We start from the raw sequence: 17,786 nt of genomic DNA, 5'->3' as shown, positions 1-17,786 counted from the left end.
ATTCTTTTGATGATTTTAAAAAAATTCCCTTTTTGCATAGATTATCAATTTCTGTTTACTCTTAGGAACACAGATTATTTTGAGGAGCTATTACTTTTCAAGTTTCGCATCTTTTTGAGATTACCCTGCTAACACATTAAGAGAAATCCTAAAAGAACCTAGTCTGACACCTAAGAATAAGTGTTGAAATTGAAAACCTTTTTTGTAAAAATTCATTCTGTTTTAGCAAATATAGTTTGTAATTTTAGAAATTATAACCATATAGTAGGGTTTATACTTTATATTTTTTTTAAAATTAAACACGACGACGATGTTAATCAATGAATTATCAAAAAGAACAGGAATTTCGATTGCCACGTTAAGGTACTATGAAACCTATGGTTTATTCAAAGGCACAGCCAATGAAAAAATAAAAACAAACAATTACAAATACTACGATGAAGATATTATAGAAAAAATCAACCTCATAAAAGGTGCAAAGGAGGTAGGTTTTACCTTGGCGGAAATAAAAGATTTGTTGGAAAAATGGGATAACAAGAAGCTCTCAACGGAGAAAAAAATAGCTGCTGTACAAAGCAAAATAAAGGAGGTCGATGTTAAAATACAACAGCTAAAGGAAGTCAAAAAACTCCTTACTAGATGCACTGAAGACATTAGAAATGGGACATGTTAGCATTGCCGATAGCGAATCAAATTGCCACCACCCTTTTCAGTTATGGATCGACTTAGTCTTAACTTGTCATCCAATTCAGCACGATTGAAAAACATTTGTAAGAAACTTGTTGAGTCGCTTTTAATAACAATTAAACATTACTTTTTAGCGAGTACTTCATTTATCGACTGCAACCATTTAGAATAATCACTTTCCAATGAGGTGAATGATCTTGGTAATGGATTACATTAAAAACGAATACTGATTTTGTTTCTGAATTTTTATATGCTTGCTTGCTCTGCAAGGAGCCTGTCATTGTCGGAAAAAGTTCTGATGAATAGAAAAAAATACTAGTTTTCGTGGATAGCTATACTATAAAGTTTGTATTAATTTCGAATTATCCTTTTTAATTTAAGAAATAAAACAATGAAGATTTTTGGATTTCTCGTTTCTGCCGCTTTGGTGTTCGCTTGCGGAAAACCTCAAGAAAAACCGCACTTAGAGCAGGCTGACATGACTAAAGCTAGACTCAAACACATCACGACTAAAGCTCAGCTGGTTGAATCGCTTGGCAATTATGCAGCAGGCTGGTCAACAGGAGAATTACAACTCACTCAGATTGGCACCTACCCTTCTTCGGCGGGCATATATTACTATTCTCTTTCAATGAATAACGAAGGAGTATCTGGACAAGGAGAGAATAATCAAAGGATCTCTGCGGGAGTTGATGGAACAGGAGAAGAAACATTGGAACTCATTTTAGATGAAAACAAAAATTTAGTCGCGGTCGAAGATAGTAGAACACAGAAATTCCCAAAACTTTTCATAGTTAAAAACAGCAATAATAAACCTGGAGATTGGATGTTTCAGCTTTATATACCGCAAGTTTACTCGAATGGAAAAACCGCCCATAAAGTGTCTTTTCAAGGATTTACCCAAACTCCCGTACCTTCAGATCAAGAAGTTGTGGCTGCTATGCTCAATCTAGTCGAAGTAGTTGATTAAATTGTGTCGTTTATATTCGAGAAGTAAAATCTTACACTAGGTAAGGTAGACATACGCTAGGCAAAGAATGATATGTTTAAACAAATACGTTTAAAGTTTAGCTCTCATAATTTACTAGCATACCATTTGCTATACAATAGATCGATGGGAAATGTTCGATTTAAAAATTTATTCATTAATCTTGAAGACTTGCTCGTAATTTAACATCTCGCATTTCTCGCCTTTTGGCACATTGATTTTCAAATTATATTGGATGGAAAAATCAGCTTTTGAAGGATAAATTAAGTTATCATCTTGTTCGTTGGTCATATCAGTGACCCCGATGATGAAATATTCGCTTCCGTATTTTTCATCAAGAAAAACACCTAATTTCTTCGGCCCTTTGAAGTGCTTATCGTTCTCTAGATGAAAATTAGCAGACCAAATCAAAACACGTGATTTCTCATCAATATGTGAGACTAAGTTTTCATACATTAGTGAATCTCGCGGGAACATGGGGTTATCCCACAAGGTAGTAAACTGCTCGAGTTCGGTGAATAGAGTTTTATTTTCATTATTAATAAGGTCTAATTTCAAGCTTTTGACATTAGATTGTGCGAGTTTGAAAAGGCTCAGCCATTCTTGCGATGTTATAATCATAATGCTACTATCTAGGATTGCTTGCATTGAACTATCTAATAGAACTTTAGTCTGGCTAATTTTTTCCCGTTGCCTGTATGAAGCTTGGTTCTTTAAATTATCAAGGGGAATAGAATAACTTTGGAAATCTATACCTACCAATTTTATTTTTTTACTGTGGTAGGTATTATAATCTTTAAGCCAGTCGATCAATTCAACTATTTCCACACAATTATACAACCCTGCTTTTTGCAACGAATATGGTTCATTTAGAAAAATCAACGTATTGGGCACATCCAGCATAGCGTCCCCGTTAATATATTTATTTAGAAGCGCCGTGATATTTATTGAAGCCTCAAGAGCAATGACATCAATTGACTCATTTTGAATAAGATGTTTGAGGATATCGATCTTTGCCCTATAATATCCTGTGTAAAAATGTTCCGCTTCTCCCAGGCCGATTATTGAATGATGTTCAACTTTCTTCAAAATTTCATCTAAATCTTTTTTCGGCAAGTTTTGACCCAAACAAACATTAGGTATACTTGAGAGTAATAATATAGAGATAGTTATAATGTAACCCATAGAAAAAATTTTGCTGCTACCTTCTTTAAGATGAAAAACATTTCTTTAATCCATAAAAATATCTACTAGTGTTCAGGTTTTCTTGAAAGATTGCCTGAGTCAAAAAATTTTCTTCGCGCATTTGAAAATCAACAATCTCAGCTATGTAATCTTTGAAATCAAAAGCCAAACCGAAGCCTCTCTCTGACAACGGCCCTTGTTATGTCTCAAACGAGTTGAAAAACTATATGAAAGAGAAGTTGAAGATGAAACAGGTACACTGTCGAAGAAAGCAACTCTACCGTTTCTTACTCCAACAACAAATGAATTACTCTGAAAACCAAACTTTGAACTCAACTCATCGAGGTCACGCTGAATATCCTCTTCATAATCTCAGTATATACTTGGTTATTTTTGCTGTGATAATTCTCCAGTCAGTTTTCCAACGCCCGAAGCTCCCGGTACTCATAGCTCCGGAGTACTTCAGCCACGTCGATATCTTTTAAAAAAATGAATAATCATCTAACCTAATAGCCTGTGTCTATCGCTGATTTCCAGTTATAAGCAATTTTAACCCACCCATTTATTAGACAGGAATAGTTGATAAAAATATATCTGGTATATTATGATAATAAATAATGATATAATTTTTGGGAAAATGAATTCATCTTTCAGTTTGAATAACCAAAAACTTAAAATCAAATATACCAAAAATTGTAACGGATAGCTATACAATTTTGTTACCAATAAGCCTGTGAAAATGATGAAAATTGTTATGCTATTATCAATTTTATTTGGAGCACTGTTTAAAATCTTTAGAAGAAAATAAAAGGCATAAGGAGTCGCTAAAATGTGCCTATTTATACTCCAAATATTTGTTCGATCTAATAAAGTAGTAGTGAAAAAACAATCGATAAATGTAATAGCGCACATATAAAGTAAACTAAATATTAAACCCTTATCTGATTTCAAAATATTATAGGAGTTAACTGTTTTTTTACGGTATGAAAATAATATATTCATTAAATAATAAAAAGAAAGTAGCCCTACAATCAAACCAAAAGCATCTACACCTAAAATGTTTTCTGTATTGAAAGTTGTTAGCGGTAAAGAAATAACCTGCCATTTTCTACCCCAATACTCTTGAACTTGTAAAAAACGGAACCAATGCCCTGTATCTAAATATTGAATTATTACAGCAGTAAAAGTTCCTAATAACGAAAATGATATTGAAAGTATTGTTTTCGTCCAGTTTTTCTCCTTCGTTAAAAAATGAGTTATAATTATCGCAGGAATAAACACTATTGAAACCGATCTTGTCAGGGAAGAAAAGAAAAGTCCCATACACGTTAGTAATGTAGACTGTCGGTCAAGTCCTATAATTATTAAAGACGAACTTAGGAAAAATATTGATTCAGAATATGGTAGTGCAAAAAAAATAACTGAGGGAAGGGTCAATAAAAATAATATTGAGATTATTGAAAAATTTTTACCCCACAGGATCCATAGATACGAAAGAAGAAATATCAAAAAATTAAAAATCGAGATATTGATGGGATTGAACCCTGTCAGCTTCCAAATTAAAGGAAATAATGGGAAAAATGCTATATTACACATACTTTCAATATACACATAACCATTTTCCACTATTGATGAATACCATTTTCCATCCCAATTAATAAGATTATTATTGTTGGGAATTGTATGAATAAAACCAAAAGCATCTAAAATCAAATAAATGGCAACTGCTAATGCGATATAGATCGTAATAGTTAAAATACTTTTAAGCGGCGGGAGGAATATTATTGATAATTTCATTGCAACCAGTTTAATATATATGATCTTTAATAATATAGTTTGGTCTATCTTTTACTTGGGTAAAAATTTTGCCCACGTATACACCTATCACCCCTAAGAAAAACAACTGGATTCCACCAAAAAACATAATCGCCACTATTATCGATGTCCAGCCAGAAATTGTGCGCCCTAAATAGTGAATTATTAATGCGTAAAATATATATATAAATGATATTAATATAATTAACAAGCCAATTAGCATAGATAAATAAAGGGGCTTTAAAGAAAATCCAGTAATTCCCGATGCAGCCAATTGCATCATCTTTAGTAGATTATATGATGTTTTTCCATGATCACGCGGAATATGCTTATATTCAATTACTACTTTTTTAAAACCCACCCATGATATTATTCCTCTGTAGAATAGATCTTTTTCTTTAAGCGTAATTAATTCAGAAAGTACTTTTCTATCTACCAATCTAAAATCAGGAACGTTATGTTCGATTCTAATTTCAGATAAAATATTTAGAAATTTATAAAATAAACGAGAAAACAATCCTTTTAAATACCCGCTGTTTTGATTACCGTCCTTTCTTTTACAAAGTACTATATCGTACCCTAACTCCCAAAGTGATATCATCTGTAGGATCATGTCAGGTGGGTTTTGCAAATCAGCATCCATACAAATGATAGCATCTCCTGTGCAGTGATCATAACCTGCTTTTAGAGCATTTTGTTGGCCGAAATTTCTTGAAAAATTAATTATGCGGATTTTTCCGATAGATTTATCTAAACTTTCTAAAATTTCCAATGAATTATCTTCACTCCCATCATTAATGAATACAAACTCAAATACATATTCAACTTCCATTCCAATGAAAAGATTTGTCAATGAATCAAATAAATTTTTAATATTTTTCTCTTCATTGTAGATTGGTATTATAATAGATATTGTTTTCATTAATTAAGTTCTAGAATTTTCTTGGGAAATAGGACAAACTAAACATAAAATATTGCTCAAGATTATTATTTATTTCTTGTTTAATCATGTTTCCAGAAATATAATTTTTTACACTAGATTTTTGAGATAATAAATCAAACATCGAAAACTTTATTTCAAATCTTTCCTTCTTAAAAAATCTGTGGTATAAATGAATATTCCACAAATATTGTTGATTGTTTTCCAACCTACTTATTTTACTATCGATAAAGCTTATGGAATTTATAAATGTAGTCCTCATAGGAAGTTTTATGACAGCATCTATATTTAAAATATTTGTGGTGGTCTTATTTGCGTAATTTGTAAATTGCGAAAATTGTTTAGAATTTGTTGTTTTGATTGATGTGGTTATTTTATCGTGTGGTAAATAATCAAAATTAAAAGATGTCTCAAAACCATAATTTTTCATATTAATCAATGATTCGTTTATATAGTAATAGCCTTTCTCCCCAGTAAAATTTGCAAATAACTTCATATTTAACGGCTTGCCAAAGATTCTCGTGGAGCTTAACAAATCATAATTTAACGAGTAACATGGCGTACCCTTAATGTTCACAGTGTAAGATTTTCTAAGGCCATCGTTTTGATAAATTGAGCTGTCTGCTAATTGATCTTTTCTTAATGTATAGCGGAAAGTTAAATTTTGATTAAATGAGTTTTTAATTTTTCTGTTATTAAACTTGAATTCTATAACATGATTATATTCGGGTGTCAAATCTTTATTTCCTACATAATTAAAGTCTTTTTGCGTAGTATCTAGTAGACTTACTTGCTGATATAGTTGAGGCCTAATTAAGTTAGTATTATAATTTAGGATCAATGAGTTTTCTTTCCCCGAACGATACCATGTATAATAAATATCTGCTGAGGGCAGGATAGATTTAAAATTATTTTTAATTGTTCTAAAATCGCTGCTAGATCTATTTTGTCCCATTGTAGTCTCATAATTAATCATTGCGGAACTTCCCCACTCATTACTCCCACGTCCGAAGATTTCGATAAAGGATCTTGACAACTTTAATCCTGGACGCCAGTGAAATTCTCGATAGTCATCATTAAAAGATATTGCTCCGTTGACAATATCATAATTTTGTGTAAATTGATTAAAATGACGATCAATTTGAGATTCAGTATGTGAAGATAATGCAAAGTAGCTTTCGCTATTTAATCTCCATTTTGAAATTTTTCCAAAAGCGGACAGAATTTCAATGTTAGCAAATAAATTATGATTTAAGCGTTTTACGTCGTTTATTTTTGTTCTATTGAGCGTCTCAGATGTATAATTAGAATCTACAAAAATTAAATGTTGGTTTTGATTCAAAACTTTATCCACTTGCCTAAATTCATAAAAAACATTCACTTTATCTCTCCCTAATAAGCCCTTATCATTGTAATTTAAATATAAACTTTTATCTAGATTTTTGGCTCGTGTACTATTAGCATTGTCAATTAAGTAAACCTGTTTTGAGTCTTGACTAATTGTTTTAATTAAATTTATTTTTAGATCATCGATAGTATGATAAATTTTTGAATTAACCTTAAATTCTCTGTTTTTAAATTTGAATTTGTTATCGTTATTAGCTTTAAAAACTTGATTTTTTATTGTGCTTGTACTATTTGATTTCACGTCTTGGCTTCCAATTTCTAACTGATAAATTTCATTTGATTCTTGCTCTATTGTAGCATTCTTAATATAGTTCAAGACATCTAATTCTGAATTGACATTTTTTGTCCAGCTTCTTTCGAACCTACTTCCAAGTATTAAAAATTCATTATATCCTATTTTGTTAAAAGATGATGAATATGAATTGTAATCTTCTCCTCCAGGCATGTAAGTGTTAACTCTGAGAAAATCGCCGACTGTATAAGCTTCCTTATTTGTATTATTCTGTGCGGCAAATAAACTGATTTGATTTTTTTTGTTAAAAAAATTTAACGAGCCCGCTGTTTCTTTTCGTTTCGTATCACCTATACCAGCTCCTACTTTACCAAAAACTCCACTTTTATTGTTATTCTTTAGCGTAATATCCATACTCAAAGTACTGTTCTCGCTTGTTTCTGGTTTAGGGTTTTCATATACTGTTATTTTACTAACAGCATTATTTGGAAGATTTCGTGTTGCAATAAGGGGGTCAGTTCCGAAGAATTTTTTCCCTTCTACCAACAGTTTTGTGACTTTTTTGCCATTTACTGTAATTTGCCCATCACCCCAAACTACAATTCCTGGCACTTTTTTTAGTAAATCCTCAATCACAGTGTTTTCTCCTAAATCAAATGCTTCGGGATATATTTCTAACGTATCTTTATTAAGCAAAATAGGTGGTTTTTCAATTACAATCTCATTTATATCTTTAGTTTTAGTTGTTAAGAATGTGTTCTTAAGAATTAGAAGACCGTCGCTAGGTGCCGCTATTTTTAATATAAATATATTATACGATAGATGTGAGATTTTAAGTATAACTGTATCTTGGTATTGTACATCTTTAAGTTCAAATTCTCCTTTTAAATTGCTTAAGCCGTATTTAATTAGATTGTTATTGTTGTTGTATAAAGAAATAGTGGCTGATTTAACGGCATCGTGGGAAACACTATCAATAATAAGTCCTCTAATAGCGAAAAATTTATCCATTCGTTCTTGTGATTTGCAGTTAAATGAATAGAGAAGAAATAAATTTATTACGAAAAAATATTTAATCATATAATGATTGTTTAATATTTCTCAAATATGTTTGTGTGTGTTGGGGATAATCTTTACTTGGAGTGAAAATTTTATGAGTTTTATAATGTTCTCTGTCAAGAATAAAGAAAAACGGGATGTTTTTATTTTCTAGTGAAAGTTGTAAATTTTGATCGTTAAGAAAATATACAGGGAAGGGAATTTTTAGTTCTTTAAACTTAATCCTATATTCTTTCGGTAACATTCCATCAACTATGAGATTTACTTTATTGGAATTATCTTTAAAAAAATCCATCAAAATAGGAAGTGTTTTTCTAAGGCATAAATCGCAATCGAAATTTGAAAATCTAAAGATTAATATTGAATCGCTCGATTTATCAAATAGATTCGATAGAGTTATATTGGATTCATTAATATCTGTCAAGGATAGATCTTTATTTAAAGTTTTGCCTTCGTTCGGCAAAATTAACTCAGGATAAATATCCCAAAAGAGCGTTCTATCATCAGCTTGAGAGCTTAAGTTATCTTGTATGTCTAAACTGCCCTTTAATTTATTCTCTTTGGATGGCTTATCAAAAAAAAATAATAGACTAACACCAATCGACAAGCATATGACAAGGTATGGTAAGAAAGGTTTGAACATATTCATATTTAAATAAGTTAGATTTGTCTGTAAAACCAAGATTCAACAAGCGTATAACTAAAACCGGCTAATCCTATAATAAACAAGCAGAGTATCAGTGTAAAGATATAATTAGATCGATTTTTCAAGGATAAATCAAGCTTAAAATACTCAGTAATAAATATTATTATAAATGAGATTGAGCCAATTAATGCCAAATACATATATCTGTCAGCTACGATTGATGCACGAGGTAAAGGAATTATGTGCAAGCATAAAGCTAAATGAATAACAAAAAACAGAAACATAAAAATATAAGTTAAATAATATTTCGTCTTTTTTAGATACTTATTAGCGGATATAAATAGAATTATCAAAGATATAGCAATCACGTATAAGTTTATGGGAACTGATTGATCGGGCTTAATTGGAAATGCATAGTGATATTTTAATTCTAGAGGTAAATAAGAATTAAATATGTAAAAACCCAAACTATAAAAAGAAAAAAATAAGCGCTTTTCGAGAGGGTATTTATCGAATGGGTGTCCACCCCCTTCATAGCTCAAAGCGAAAAGAGTAGCACTTATAAATATAATTGATATAATAAAAAGGGGAGTTATTAAAAAAAATAAAGTTCTGTATCGGACACTCGTACTTTGAATTTGGAAAATTAATGAAAAGATAAAAAAGGTAACTGGAATGATTACGGCCTGTTCTTTAAACAAAAAAGAGAAGATAAATGCGATGATGCACAAACTATAGTTGATTGCAAATTTTTTTTTATCAAGGAACGATTTTATATAGTAGTAGAAAGATATAAAATAAAAAAAACTGAAAAGGGGGATTTTCGATGCGGAAATCCAAACGACTGATTCGACATTCAAAGGATGTATCAACCAAATGAGAACTACGATGTACGAAATTATTTGTGTATTATTTATATTAAAACAGCTAAATAATAAATTTAATAACTTAAATAATGCTAATCCATTTAATAGATGAACTAAAATAGAAAATAAGTGATAATAGTAGGCGTCATATCCATTAATTTGATAAATTAAAAGGTAGTATATAGTGTTTAAAGGTGAATATTGAAGATTGTTAATATTTGAAAATATGGCTATAAAATTTTCGAAATTTAATCCTTGTTGAATCAAAACTTCATCCAGTAACATCCACTCATCGTCAACATAGGCAAATCCGAGATTTCGAAACTGATAAAACACTATGAAGCATAACAGTATTGGTAAAATATATAGAGAAAGTTTATTTAAACTAGGCATTTCTTAGTTTTTAACGTATAATAATTTTAATATAGGGTTTTGATATGGTTTAATTGCGACATTTTTCAAAGATGCATCGACTCGAGATTTTTCTTGTTTTGATAGCTGGTCATATTTATATTTTAAGGTTAAAAATGGAATGCTAACTATAAAAGCGTTATTATCTACCCCATGAAAAGCTGTGTAGTTTCCTTGCAACGTCAACCCTAAATCATTAGAAATAATTCCGTCTATATCGAATAAATCTCCTGTTCCTAAATTGACTAATACGTGTTTCCTCCGTGTAAGAGAAGCTGTAACCCAATAATTGATTTTGAAAACGTTATCAATTTTATTTGAAATATTTGAATTTGTCCTTTGATATTCTCTGCGTTTATTATCGTACAACGCGTTGGTAAGAAAGTCCTCTGGCATAGAGTTTTGAATTGGCAAGATAATCTTAATTAATCTTTGAAGTTTTAAATTAGAGTTATAGCTATATATAGTGTTATCGAGGCTCCTAGAAAATAGAACTTCATTTCTGTTAGAAACGTAAAAATTTCTGAAAGTATAAAATTCATCGGGATCAACATTATCCGGATTAAACCATAAATGTTGTTGAAATACTTCACCATTATTATGATAAATTACTAGGTTAGGCTCAAGTCTGGATGTTTTTCTAGAAGAAGGATTTGAAGTATATTGATTTGCTGATTGATGGCTGTTAAAGTTATAGTAGACCAGTTTTAAATTTTCAAAATAAGAGTAGTCGCTTATTGGATATATCTCCCTCTTTATTTTATGTATAAACTTACCCTCTAAATTAAACTCATATGTGCTTTCCGAATGAATATCATCTACAGATAAAACTTCAGAGTCATAGTCTAAAACAAAACCAACGGCATATGTAAAAGAATCTGGATTGTTTTTATTTTGCTTGGTAAGCTTATGGAAATATCTACCATCCTTTGTGAAGAAATAAATTGTTTGTAATTTTCGGTCAAAAATTATATAATGACTGTCCGTTACCGCCAATTGTGTTATCGAAGTGAATTCACTTTCTTTTGTTGTTTCTAAAAAAATGTACTTGATAGAGTCAGTAATTTTGGATTCTAGGACTTCTTCCACATAGTCAGGGTCAATACGAACTTCTTTATAATCTGGGGAATTTACTATCAAACTATCTGTTTCTAATGAGTTTTGCCCATAAGCAGAACCAATAAAAAAAAATAAATAAAGAGATAAGATTTTATATTGAAGATTGATCATTGACTATTATTTTTAAGCTTTGTTAATACTAATACGTTGTTTTGATTATTGCCTTTATTAAAGATTTCTTGCGTAGAGAGCGGTAAGTTTTTAAAATAATTCGCAAAATTCATCTTATGGGTTATCTGTGTAATAACATGTTTTGGCGACAAAGAAGAAACAAAATAATTATTTTTAACACCATGAATATAATTACCAAAAATTGGCAAATATCGTGTCGTTGTATCAGAGATTATTTGGTTAAGATCTAATTTTTCTCCTGTTTTTTTGTTAAAAATTATAAATTTTGAAAAATTACTGGTAAAAATTCTGTATGTAATAAAGTGTTCTGTTTCATAAATATCTGTCAATTTATAAACTATAGACTTGTTTTGTTTGATGTAGGGAATTCTTTTGCTTTTATAATTAACGTTATCTATAAAGTCTTCGGGCAAGGAGTGTTCTGTCGAGAAAAATACTTGTGAATACTTCGTGATGCCATTTACCGTGTCATATTTATAAATATTATAGTCATATGGCCGAGTGAATAAAATATAATCGGAATGAGATTTATAAAAATACTTTTTGTTACCTATGATTTCGGAATTGTTAATAACAGTTGGGTCGTAATCGAGGTTGCTAAAAAGTATTTTATTGTTTTTTGAAACAAGTACTGAAGGATGATTTTCTGTAGTTTTTTCTATCTCGTTAAATAAGTCTAAAGCAATTTCATGACCTTGTAATAGTGAGTAATCGCTTTTTAGATAGTCTATAGGTCTTTTTTCTGCCATGGTGACAAAATTCCCTTCGAGATCAAATTCATATAAATTGCTCGATTGTACATCATTAAAAGACAACTTATTAATTGATGGGTCAATTGTGAATCTTAAAATCTTCTGAAATGGAATTTTCACATCTTCATTTAATGAGGATATTTTTTTAATAAAATTACCGTGAATGTCGTATATATATATAGAATTAGATGTTCTGTCTAATATATAAAAGTATTCTTCTGTTATTTCTAGTTGAGATATTTCGTAAAACTCACTTTCACTAGTAGTTTCTAAAGGTAAATATATTAGTGTATCAATAATTTCTTTAGCATCAACTACAAGATCTTCGTAATTATAAATAATTTCAAAGTAATTTCTATCTACTTCTAAAGTCTCTTTTCTGGATACTGTTGAATTTGAACATTGTGAAAATATTATTAAGTAACTAATCAGGAAAAAAAATACGCAAATACCTCTCATTGTGTTGCTTAAAAGTTAAAGTAAATTATTGAGATTTAAGAATAATTAATTTCCTGTTCCTGTTCCTGTTCCTGTTCCTGTTCCTGTTCCTGTTCCTGTTCCTGTATCAATATCTTCAACTTTTATAAAGATATCAGTACACAACGCTTCCCTCATGTTGTAATCTAACGACTTACAATCCTTCCCACCTTGCTGCGAGACGTTGCACGTAATCGTTTCATATTCTTCCGAGACAACAGTTCCTGAATAGCTATATCCGCTAACCTCACCACTGCTGTCGTAATGTGGTGTAGGAATAAGGTTAATTTGACAACTTTCGCAAGCTGCATCTTCAGCAGTTGCCTTATAAATACTATAATAATCCGTTGAATTAACTGAAGCACATACATTGTACAAACTTGGGGCTGCTACACTATAAAATTGTGTAAATAGTGTGGCGGCGAAAGCAGTTAATAAACTTGCTAATAAAATTTTATTTTTCATAATTTTGTTTTTTTATATATAACTTACTTTAACTCGCAATTAATTTATCTTTAAAGACGTTTTCTCAAAAAAATCTATGCACTTTGAATGTGATGTGCTTGTTAGCGATAAAATTCCACATTACAACAAGGATTGTCGCAGATATTTTTGAAAAATAGAAATCCAAACCTGCATTATTATTTAAAAACATTATAATAGCAAAATTTAAAAATAATCCTATGCTACTAATTATTAAAAAGATTGAAAATTGACGTATAGATGGCAATGAACTTTGATTGAATGTCCAATATTTGTTAATACAATAATTGGAAGTAACAGCTGTCGTAAATCCTGAAAAATTTGCAAGATAGTATCCTACCGAGAACTTTTCGATCAATACCCATGTCAAACCAAAATCGATTATAAATCCTAAAGACCCAGTGAATGCAAATTTTAAAAATTTAGAATTAAAAAATCTCATACTTAGTTATAAATCAATGGTTGGTTATTCCTCCCAGAGATAATTGGTTTATATTTGCAATATAACAATTTGGATTGATAGTAAGCTTTTTTAATTAAAAAAAAATAATGCTTACTCATCCAGGAGTTGAATGTCACAAGAAAACATCGAATGTAATATTTTTTTTATTCCTTATCTTCTATGTAGAATGTACAAGGCTTTTTCGTACTCTCTTCACTAAACCAAGTTGGCGCATAAATTTCAGTATCTGTGCTTTTTAAACAGGTTCGCCAGTAAATTCCTTCCAGATATGTTGTTTCGACTTATTGCATTCTCTTTTTCATTTTAAATAACTCATTCAGAAGGTTTTCTCCTCAATAATAATCTCTGCTTCAAAAAAAAATGGAAACAAATTAATTCATCAATAAAGGAATAAAATCGTTATCTAGCATTTCAGCTGGGATACGCACAGAAGATTGACTGGACACATGAAAGGGAATGGAGAATTATTGGACATGATGAGATATGGGTAGATAATGAAAATTACGACAATTATTTTTCTGGTCTATATCTCTTTGATGTCGATACTTTTGAAGAAGTTATTCTTATTATTAAAAGTACTCAGGGGTCATCGGAGTTAGAACGATATGTTAGATCAATACGAGAAAGTGGTTACACAAGATCAGGAGAATTTACTGCTAATATTAATTTCTGATTCTAGATTTGGCTATAGAATTATTTGCAAAAGGAAAATTGGAAAACATAGAAGATCTTCCTAGTGATGTGTTCTATACTTTCAATTATACGCCGCTTAATCAAGAAAAAATTAAGAAGCTAAATGAAGTCTTGGCATTTTGTAAATCAGAGGCTAAAAGACTTGGTGAAGAATATTTAAAAAAATAAAGATTTTGGGTTTTGTGGCTGGTGCAATATTGTTAGTCAGGAAACAGATAATCCAACAGTAAGATATCTTTTTGAAAATGAAATGGTTTTTGTTTATGAGGGTTGTTATGCGTTAAAAGACATCTTAATCTTTTGCTCATCCGTACTCACACGGACGTATAAGTATGCTGTTTTCATAACAATTGAATTTATTAATACAGACCTATTTCGTGAGTAATTTGTTCGCACATAATACTCTAGATTGCTTATTCAAAGGAAGAACTAACTTAACTTAGGAATAAACAACAAAGAAGCATCATTTTATACTGGAAACTAGTAAAAGAGTGTAACACCGGTTTGATAGCAAAAAAACTGCTGTTTGATCTACCATTTAGAGATCACTTACGTTCTGGGCTTATGAATTCGATTAATACTAAAAAATCAGTATTGAAAAATATATTTTATTTTAGAGCTGGCTTTCAAGATCACCGATGCTCGAAGACTCAATCTGTGTAAACCCTGCCCGATAGCGTCTCCAATATCTTTTTTAATTTAACGGATAATGCTTCTTCATTTTTATAAGTTGTAATCATCAATAAGATGTTGATCGCATTCACCAGAACCTTATCAGCTTTTACTTCCAACTTTCTTAATACCTCTAAGGCAAAAGTTACGGTATGTTCTGCTTTGTCTTCCTCCCGGTTAAATAGGTAACACATAGCAAGGTTGCTGAGAAACAGAACAAGGTTCAGTTCATTCCGATTTTCATTAGGTAATTGCAGGTGAGCATTTATGGCGATATTATACATATCAATGGCCGTTGAGTAATTTGTGGCTTTTTGATTTACAAGTGCCAAAAGGTTGCATTGGATCGGAAAGGTAGGGTCTTCCCAACAGTTGTATTTTTTCCGTAAAGAGGTGATTTCATTAAAGGTTTTATTGAAGCTTTCGAACTCATCAAGTTCTGCATGTAACCTTGCAAGATTACAAAGCACACAAATTAAAAGAGCAAGTTGATCCTTTTCATGAATCCGCAATATCTTGATGGACTTCTTTAAATACGACATGGCTTTTTCCATTTCGCCGTTTTCAATTAGTGCATAGGCATAATTGTTGAACATAGAGCCTAGTGCTAGATTATCCTTAAGTAAATACTTTGTCGCTCTGTTTATCAGATCCTCCCATTTCTTCAATGTACCAGTTGATGACTTTAGCCAAAACAATATATTTAACACTTCATTTTCCAGTACTAAAAGAGGCTGGTAAACACTCCCTCTGTAAGCTTCCTTGATATTAGATAGTATTGATTGACCATACTTTAAGAAACGCATGGCCTGAACAGGGTTATGGGCTGCACCTTCATTAAACCGCCTCACAAGCCAACCAATCTGCGCCGCATAAACTACAAAAGGATTGTAGCTTTTTCTTTCTTTATACAACAATGCTTCCTGTAGCATCTTATGTACCTTTATGTTGTCACCTTCTCTTGTAACTAATCCTCTTTCATGTAGGCTATTTATAAGGTTTGCAAAATCCACTTTGTTTTGCTTCTCGTGATCCTTACCAAACCAGGTAACCAAATCGGACAGGTATATTTCGCTGGAGGGCAAAAGAGCAAACATGCCCATAAAGAAAGATTCTAATTTTGATAGCTTGCTCAGATCGAACATTTCTAGGAGAAAATTGACCAGGCGAACTTTGGATCCTCCCTTTGCTATTTCTATATCAAGCTCCACATCATCTAGGCTCTGGCCTTTAAAGTGCCTTAGGAGGTCACTAACGTTCAGGTCATAACTAGCACGAATAGTTTTTGCCGTAAGTTCTATGATAAGGGTGTTGTACTCTATATATTCAAAAAGTGCCTTTAGATCCTCGTCACTGGCATGGCGTTCTGGTTCGTATTTACGGAATAAGTCTTTAGCATCCGCAAAAGAAAACCTTTCGACCTGTAAAATGCATATTTCTGGTAACCTAACCATCGAGGTAACTATGATATCCCATTGGCTTAAGTTCCTAACCGTTTCAAGTTGTCCTAAATCTGGTAGGTTGTCTAGGACTAATATTTTACGACCTTTCAGGGAATTAAGTGTACGAATGATCTGCAAGAATTTCTCTTCGCCGATCTTGTCTGGTGCAAATTCAATGCCTAGGTTCGCAATAAGGTCGGTGTTTTGGATAACCCCACTTAGCAGGCCATTCTCGCAATCGATCCATAATAGGTGGTCATAGCGATCACGTAGGACGTTAAGATAAATCTTGACCAGTGTGGTTTTTCCAACTCCATCCTCGCCAGCCAGATTTACTTGTATTGCTTTTTCTAATGTTTCTGTCAATCGACGAAGCTCCTCTTTTCTCCCGATGATTTCTGAAATCCTAACATTTGGTATCAGGGTCAGGTCTTTGGGATATTTCCCTGTTGTGTCAGAAGTGTTGTCCCTGAGTGACTGTAATAGCTGTCCCTGTACGGCTAGTTCTGAGCTATGTTTCTCTTGGATCGAACGGTATTTCTGTAACTCTTGGTAAATCACACTAAACTTGACATCCAACAGTTCAAGAAGCGACTCATTTACGTACTGCTTGATGTCACTATCTTTGGCCAGTAAGATGTTATTAAGTAGAGTGTTATCCACTTTCCTAAGGCTTGCATCTGAGAGTTGGGAAAATCTATATATCTCGGATAGCAGGGCTTCCATTAGTAACTTTGGTGGCCTGCCGTTAAATCGAGGATGTCCTAAATTTGTGAGAATCTTGTCCTGTAGTGTATTAATGTGTTTTTCGGGACTTTCAGCGCTAAAGTACCACTTTATTCTTTTCACAAAATCTTCTAGCAATATCGATGATTTAAAAAATTCTCCAAGACTTGTAAATTGCTGTTTGATGCCTTCCTTATCCTGCCTGGTTAGATATTTTTTATCCAGCCGCTGTCTTTTGATAAGCTTGAATTCGCTATTTAGTATTTCTTCCACCTTGCCACAGCATTTTTCGAACAGTTCAGTTCCTATTGTATCCTGTTCATTCATCCAACTTTGGAGCAATCGTTCGTTATTTGCTATAGATGTATTGGTTAGGAAATGAAATTCAACGGAAGGATTTCTCTCTTTTTCTTGCAGGTACTGTACAAAAAAATGGAGGATTTCTTTTCTCAGGGTTTTGTTCCTAAAACTAAAACTAGTTGTATAGCACTTAACTTGGGTGAACACCAACTTTTTACCGATCTCTTTGATATCGTTTCCAACCTCTGTATAAACAATAACATCGTCTTCCAAAATGAAATTGGATATCCA

Annotated in this window: 13 protein-coding genes; 3 read left to right on the top strand and 10 right to left on the bottom strand. The window is 31.7% G+C overall.

Going from position 1 to position 17,786, the window contains the following annotated elements:
- The first annotated feature begins 310 nt into the window (after nucleotides 1-310).
- Together C4F49_RS15085 and C4F49_RS15080 are read left to right on the top strand one after the other, a co-directional pair.
- A complete protein-coding gene (locus C4F49_RS15085; protein WP_196936670.1) occupies nucleotides 311-673 on the top strand; it encodes a MerR family transcriptional regulator in 363 nt (120 codons plus the stop codon).
- Nucleotides 674-1,078: 405 nt separating this feature from the next.
- Entirely contained in the window at nucleotides 1,079-1,657 is a 579-nt protein-coding gene (locus C4F49_RS15080) for a hypothetical protein (protein ID WP_196936669.1), read from the top strand.
- 168 nt (nucleotides 1,658-1,825) lie between these two features.
- Here C4F49_RS15080 and C4F49_RS15075 read toward each other — a convergent pair whose 3' ends face one another.
- The 9 genes from C4F49_RS15075 to C4F49_RS18185 form a co-directional block, all read right to left on the bottom strand.
- Nucleotides 1,826-2,860: an erythromycin esterase family protein gene (locus C4F49_RS15075; protein WP_196936668.1), complete on the bottom strand. Its 1,035-nt coding sequence runs from the start codon at nucleotides 2,858-2,860 to the stop codon at nucleotides 1,826-1,828.
- A 549-nt stretch (nucleotides 2,861-3,409) separates the two neighbouring features.
- On the bottom strand, nucleotides 3,410-4,657 hold the full coding sequence (locus C4F49_RS15070) for a hypothetical protein (RefSeq protein ID WP_196936667.1): 1,248 nt from the start codon (nucleotides 4,655-4,657) through the stop codon (nucleotides 3,410-3,412).
- Between the two features lie 10 nt (nucleotides 4,658-4,667).
- Nucleotides 4,668-5,597 carry a glycosyltransferase family 2 protein gene (locus C4F49_RS15065; protein ID WP_196936666.1) on the bottom strand — a complete coding sequence of 310 codons (930 nt, stop codon included), beginning with the start codon at nucleotides 5,595-5,597 and terminating at the stop codon, nucleotides 4,668-4,670.
- Nucleotides 5,598-5,607: 10 nt separating this feature from the next.
- A complete protein-coding gene (locus tag C4F49_RS15060; RefSeq protein ID WP_196936665.1) occupies nucleotides 5,608-8,265 on the bottom strand; it encodes an outer membrane beta-barrel protein in 2,658 nt (885 codons plus the stop codon).
- Nucleotides 8,266-8,326: 61 nt separating this feature from the next.
- Entirely contained in the window at nucleotides 8,327-8,962 is a 636-nt protein-coding gene (locus C4F49_RS15055) for a thioredoxin domain-containing protein (RefSeq protein WP_196936664.1), read from the bottom strand.
- A gap of 1,259 nt (nucleotides 8,963-10,221) precedes the next feature.
- Entirely contained in the window at nucleotides 10,222-11,466 is a 1,245-nt protein-coding gene (locus tag C4F49_RS15050; protein WP_196936663.1) for a 6-bladed beta-propeller, read from the bottom strand.
- Nucleotides 11,463-12,698, bottom strand: coding sequence for a 6-bladed beta-propeller (locus C4F49_RS15045; RefSeq protein ID WP_196936662.1), 1,236 nt, complete (start codon nucleotides 12,696-12,698; stop codon nucleotides 11,463-11,465). Before C4F49_RS15045 ends, C4F49_RS15050 begins: the two co-directional genes overlap by 4 nt.
- Nucleotides 12,699-12,743: 45 nt before the next feature.
- The gene (locus C4F49_RS15040) at nucleotides 12,744-13,181 is read right to left on the bottom strand and encodes a hypothetical protein (RefSeq protein WP_196936661.1); all 438 of its coding nucleotides are present in this window, start codon (nucleotides 13,179-13,181) and stop codon (nucleotides 12,744-12,746) included.
- 64 nt (nucleotides 13,182-13,245) lie between these two features.
- Nucleotides 13,246-13,641, bottom strand: a complete 396-nt coding sequence (locus C4F49_RS18185) for a GtrA family protein (protein ID WP_196936660.1) — start codon at nucleotides 13,639-13,641, stop codon at nucleotides 13,246-13,248.
- A 702-nt stretch (nucleotides 13,642-14,343) separates the two neighbouring features.
- Between C4F49_RS18185 and C4F49_RS15030 the strand changes: the two genes are divergently transcribed.
- Nucleotides 14,344-14,523 carry a hypothetical protein gene (locus C4F49_RS15030; protein ID WP_196936659.1) on the top strand — a complete coding sequence of 60 codons (180 nt, stop codon included), beginning with the start codon at nucleotides 14,344-14,346 and terminating at the stop codon, nucleotides 14,521-14,523.
- A gap of 482 nt (nucleotides 14,524-15,005) precedes the next feature.
- Here C4F49_RS15030 and C4F49_RS15025 read toward each other — a convergent pair whose 3' ends face one another.
- Nucleotides 15,006-17,768: an ATP-binding protein gene (locus C4F49_RS15025; protein WP_196936658.1), complete on the bottom strand. Its 2,763-nt coding sequence runs from the start codon at nucleotides 17,766-17,768 to the stop codon at nucleotides 15,006-15,008.
- Nucleotides 17,769-17,786 lie beyond the last annotated feature (18 nt).

It is taken from the genome of Sphingobacterium hungaricum (assembly GCF_015210005.1).
GTDB classification, from domain to species: domain Bacteria; phylum Bacteroidota; class Bacteroidia; order Sphingobacteriales; family Sphingobacteriaceae; genus Sphingobacterium; species Sphingobacterium hungaricum.
The sequence above is the reverse complement of the archived record's forward strand: the minus strand, read 5'-3'. Positions and strand labels throughout refer to the sequence as shown.

Excerpts from the sequence above, each read along its gene's own strand:
- C4F49_RS15085 (WP_196936670.1), top strand. The coding sequence starts at position 311 with ATGTTAATCAATGAATTATCAAAAAGAACAGGAATTTCGATTGCCACG.
- C4F49_RS15080 (WP_196936669.1), top strand. The coding sequence starts at position 1,079 with ATGAAGATTTTTGGATTTCTCGTTTCTGCCGCTTTGGTGTTCGCTTGC.
- C4F49_RS15075 (WP_196936668.1), bottom strand. The coding sequence starts at position 2,860 with ATGGGTTACATTATAACTATCTCTATATTATTACTCTCAAGTATACCT.
- C4F49_RS15070 (WP_196936667.1), bottom strand. The coding sequence starts at position 4,657 with ATGAAATTATCAATAATATTCCTCCCGCCGCTTAAAAGTATTTTAACT.
- C4F49_RS15065 (WP_196936666.1), bottom strand. The coding sequence starts at position 5,597 with ATGAAAACAATATCTATTATAATACCAATCTACAATGAAGAGAAAAAT.
- C4F49_RS15060 (WP_196936665.1), bottom strand. The coding sequence starts at position 8,265 with ATGGATAAATTTTTCGCTATTAGAGGACTTATTATTGATAGTGTTTCC.
- C4F49_RS15055 (WP_196936664.1), bottom strand. The coding sequence starts at position 8,962 with ATGAATATGTTCAAACCTTTCTTACCATACCTTGTCATATGCTTGTCG.
- C4F49_RS15050 (WP_196936663.1), bottom strand. The coding sequence starts at position 11,466 with ATGATCAATCTTCAATATAAAATCTTATCTCTTTATTTATTTTTTTTT.
- C4F49_RS15045 (WP_196936662.1), bottom strand. The coding sequence starts at position 12,698 with ATGAGAGGTATTTGCGTATTTTTTTTCCTGATTAGTTACTTAATAATA.
- C4F49_RS15040 (WP_196936661.1), bottom strand. The coding sequence starts at position 13,181 with ATGAAAAATAAAATTTTATTAGCAAGTTTATTAACTGCTTTCGCCGCC.
- C4F49_RS18185 (WP_196936660.1), bottom strand. The coding sequence starts at position 13,641 with ATGAGATTTTTTAATTCTAAATTTTTAAAATTTGCATTCACTGGGTCT.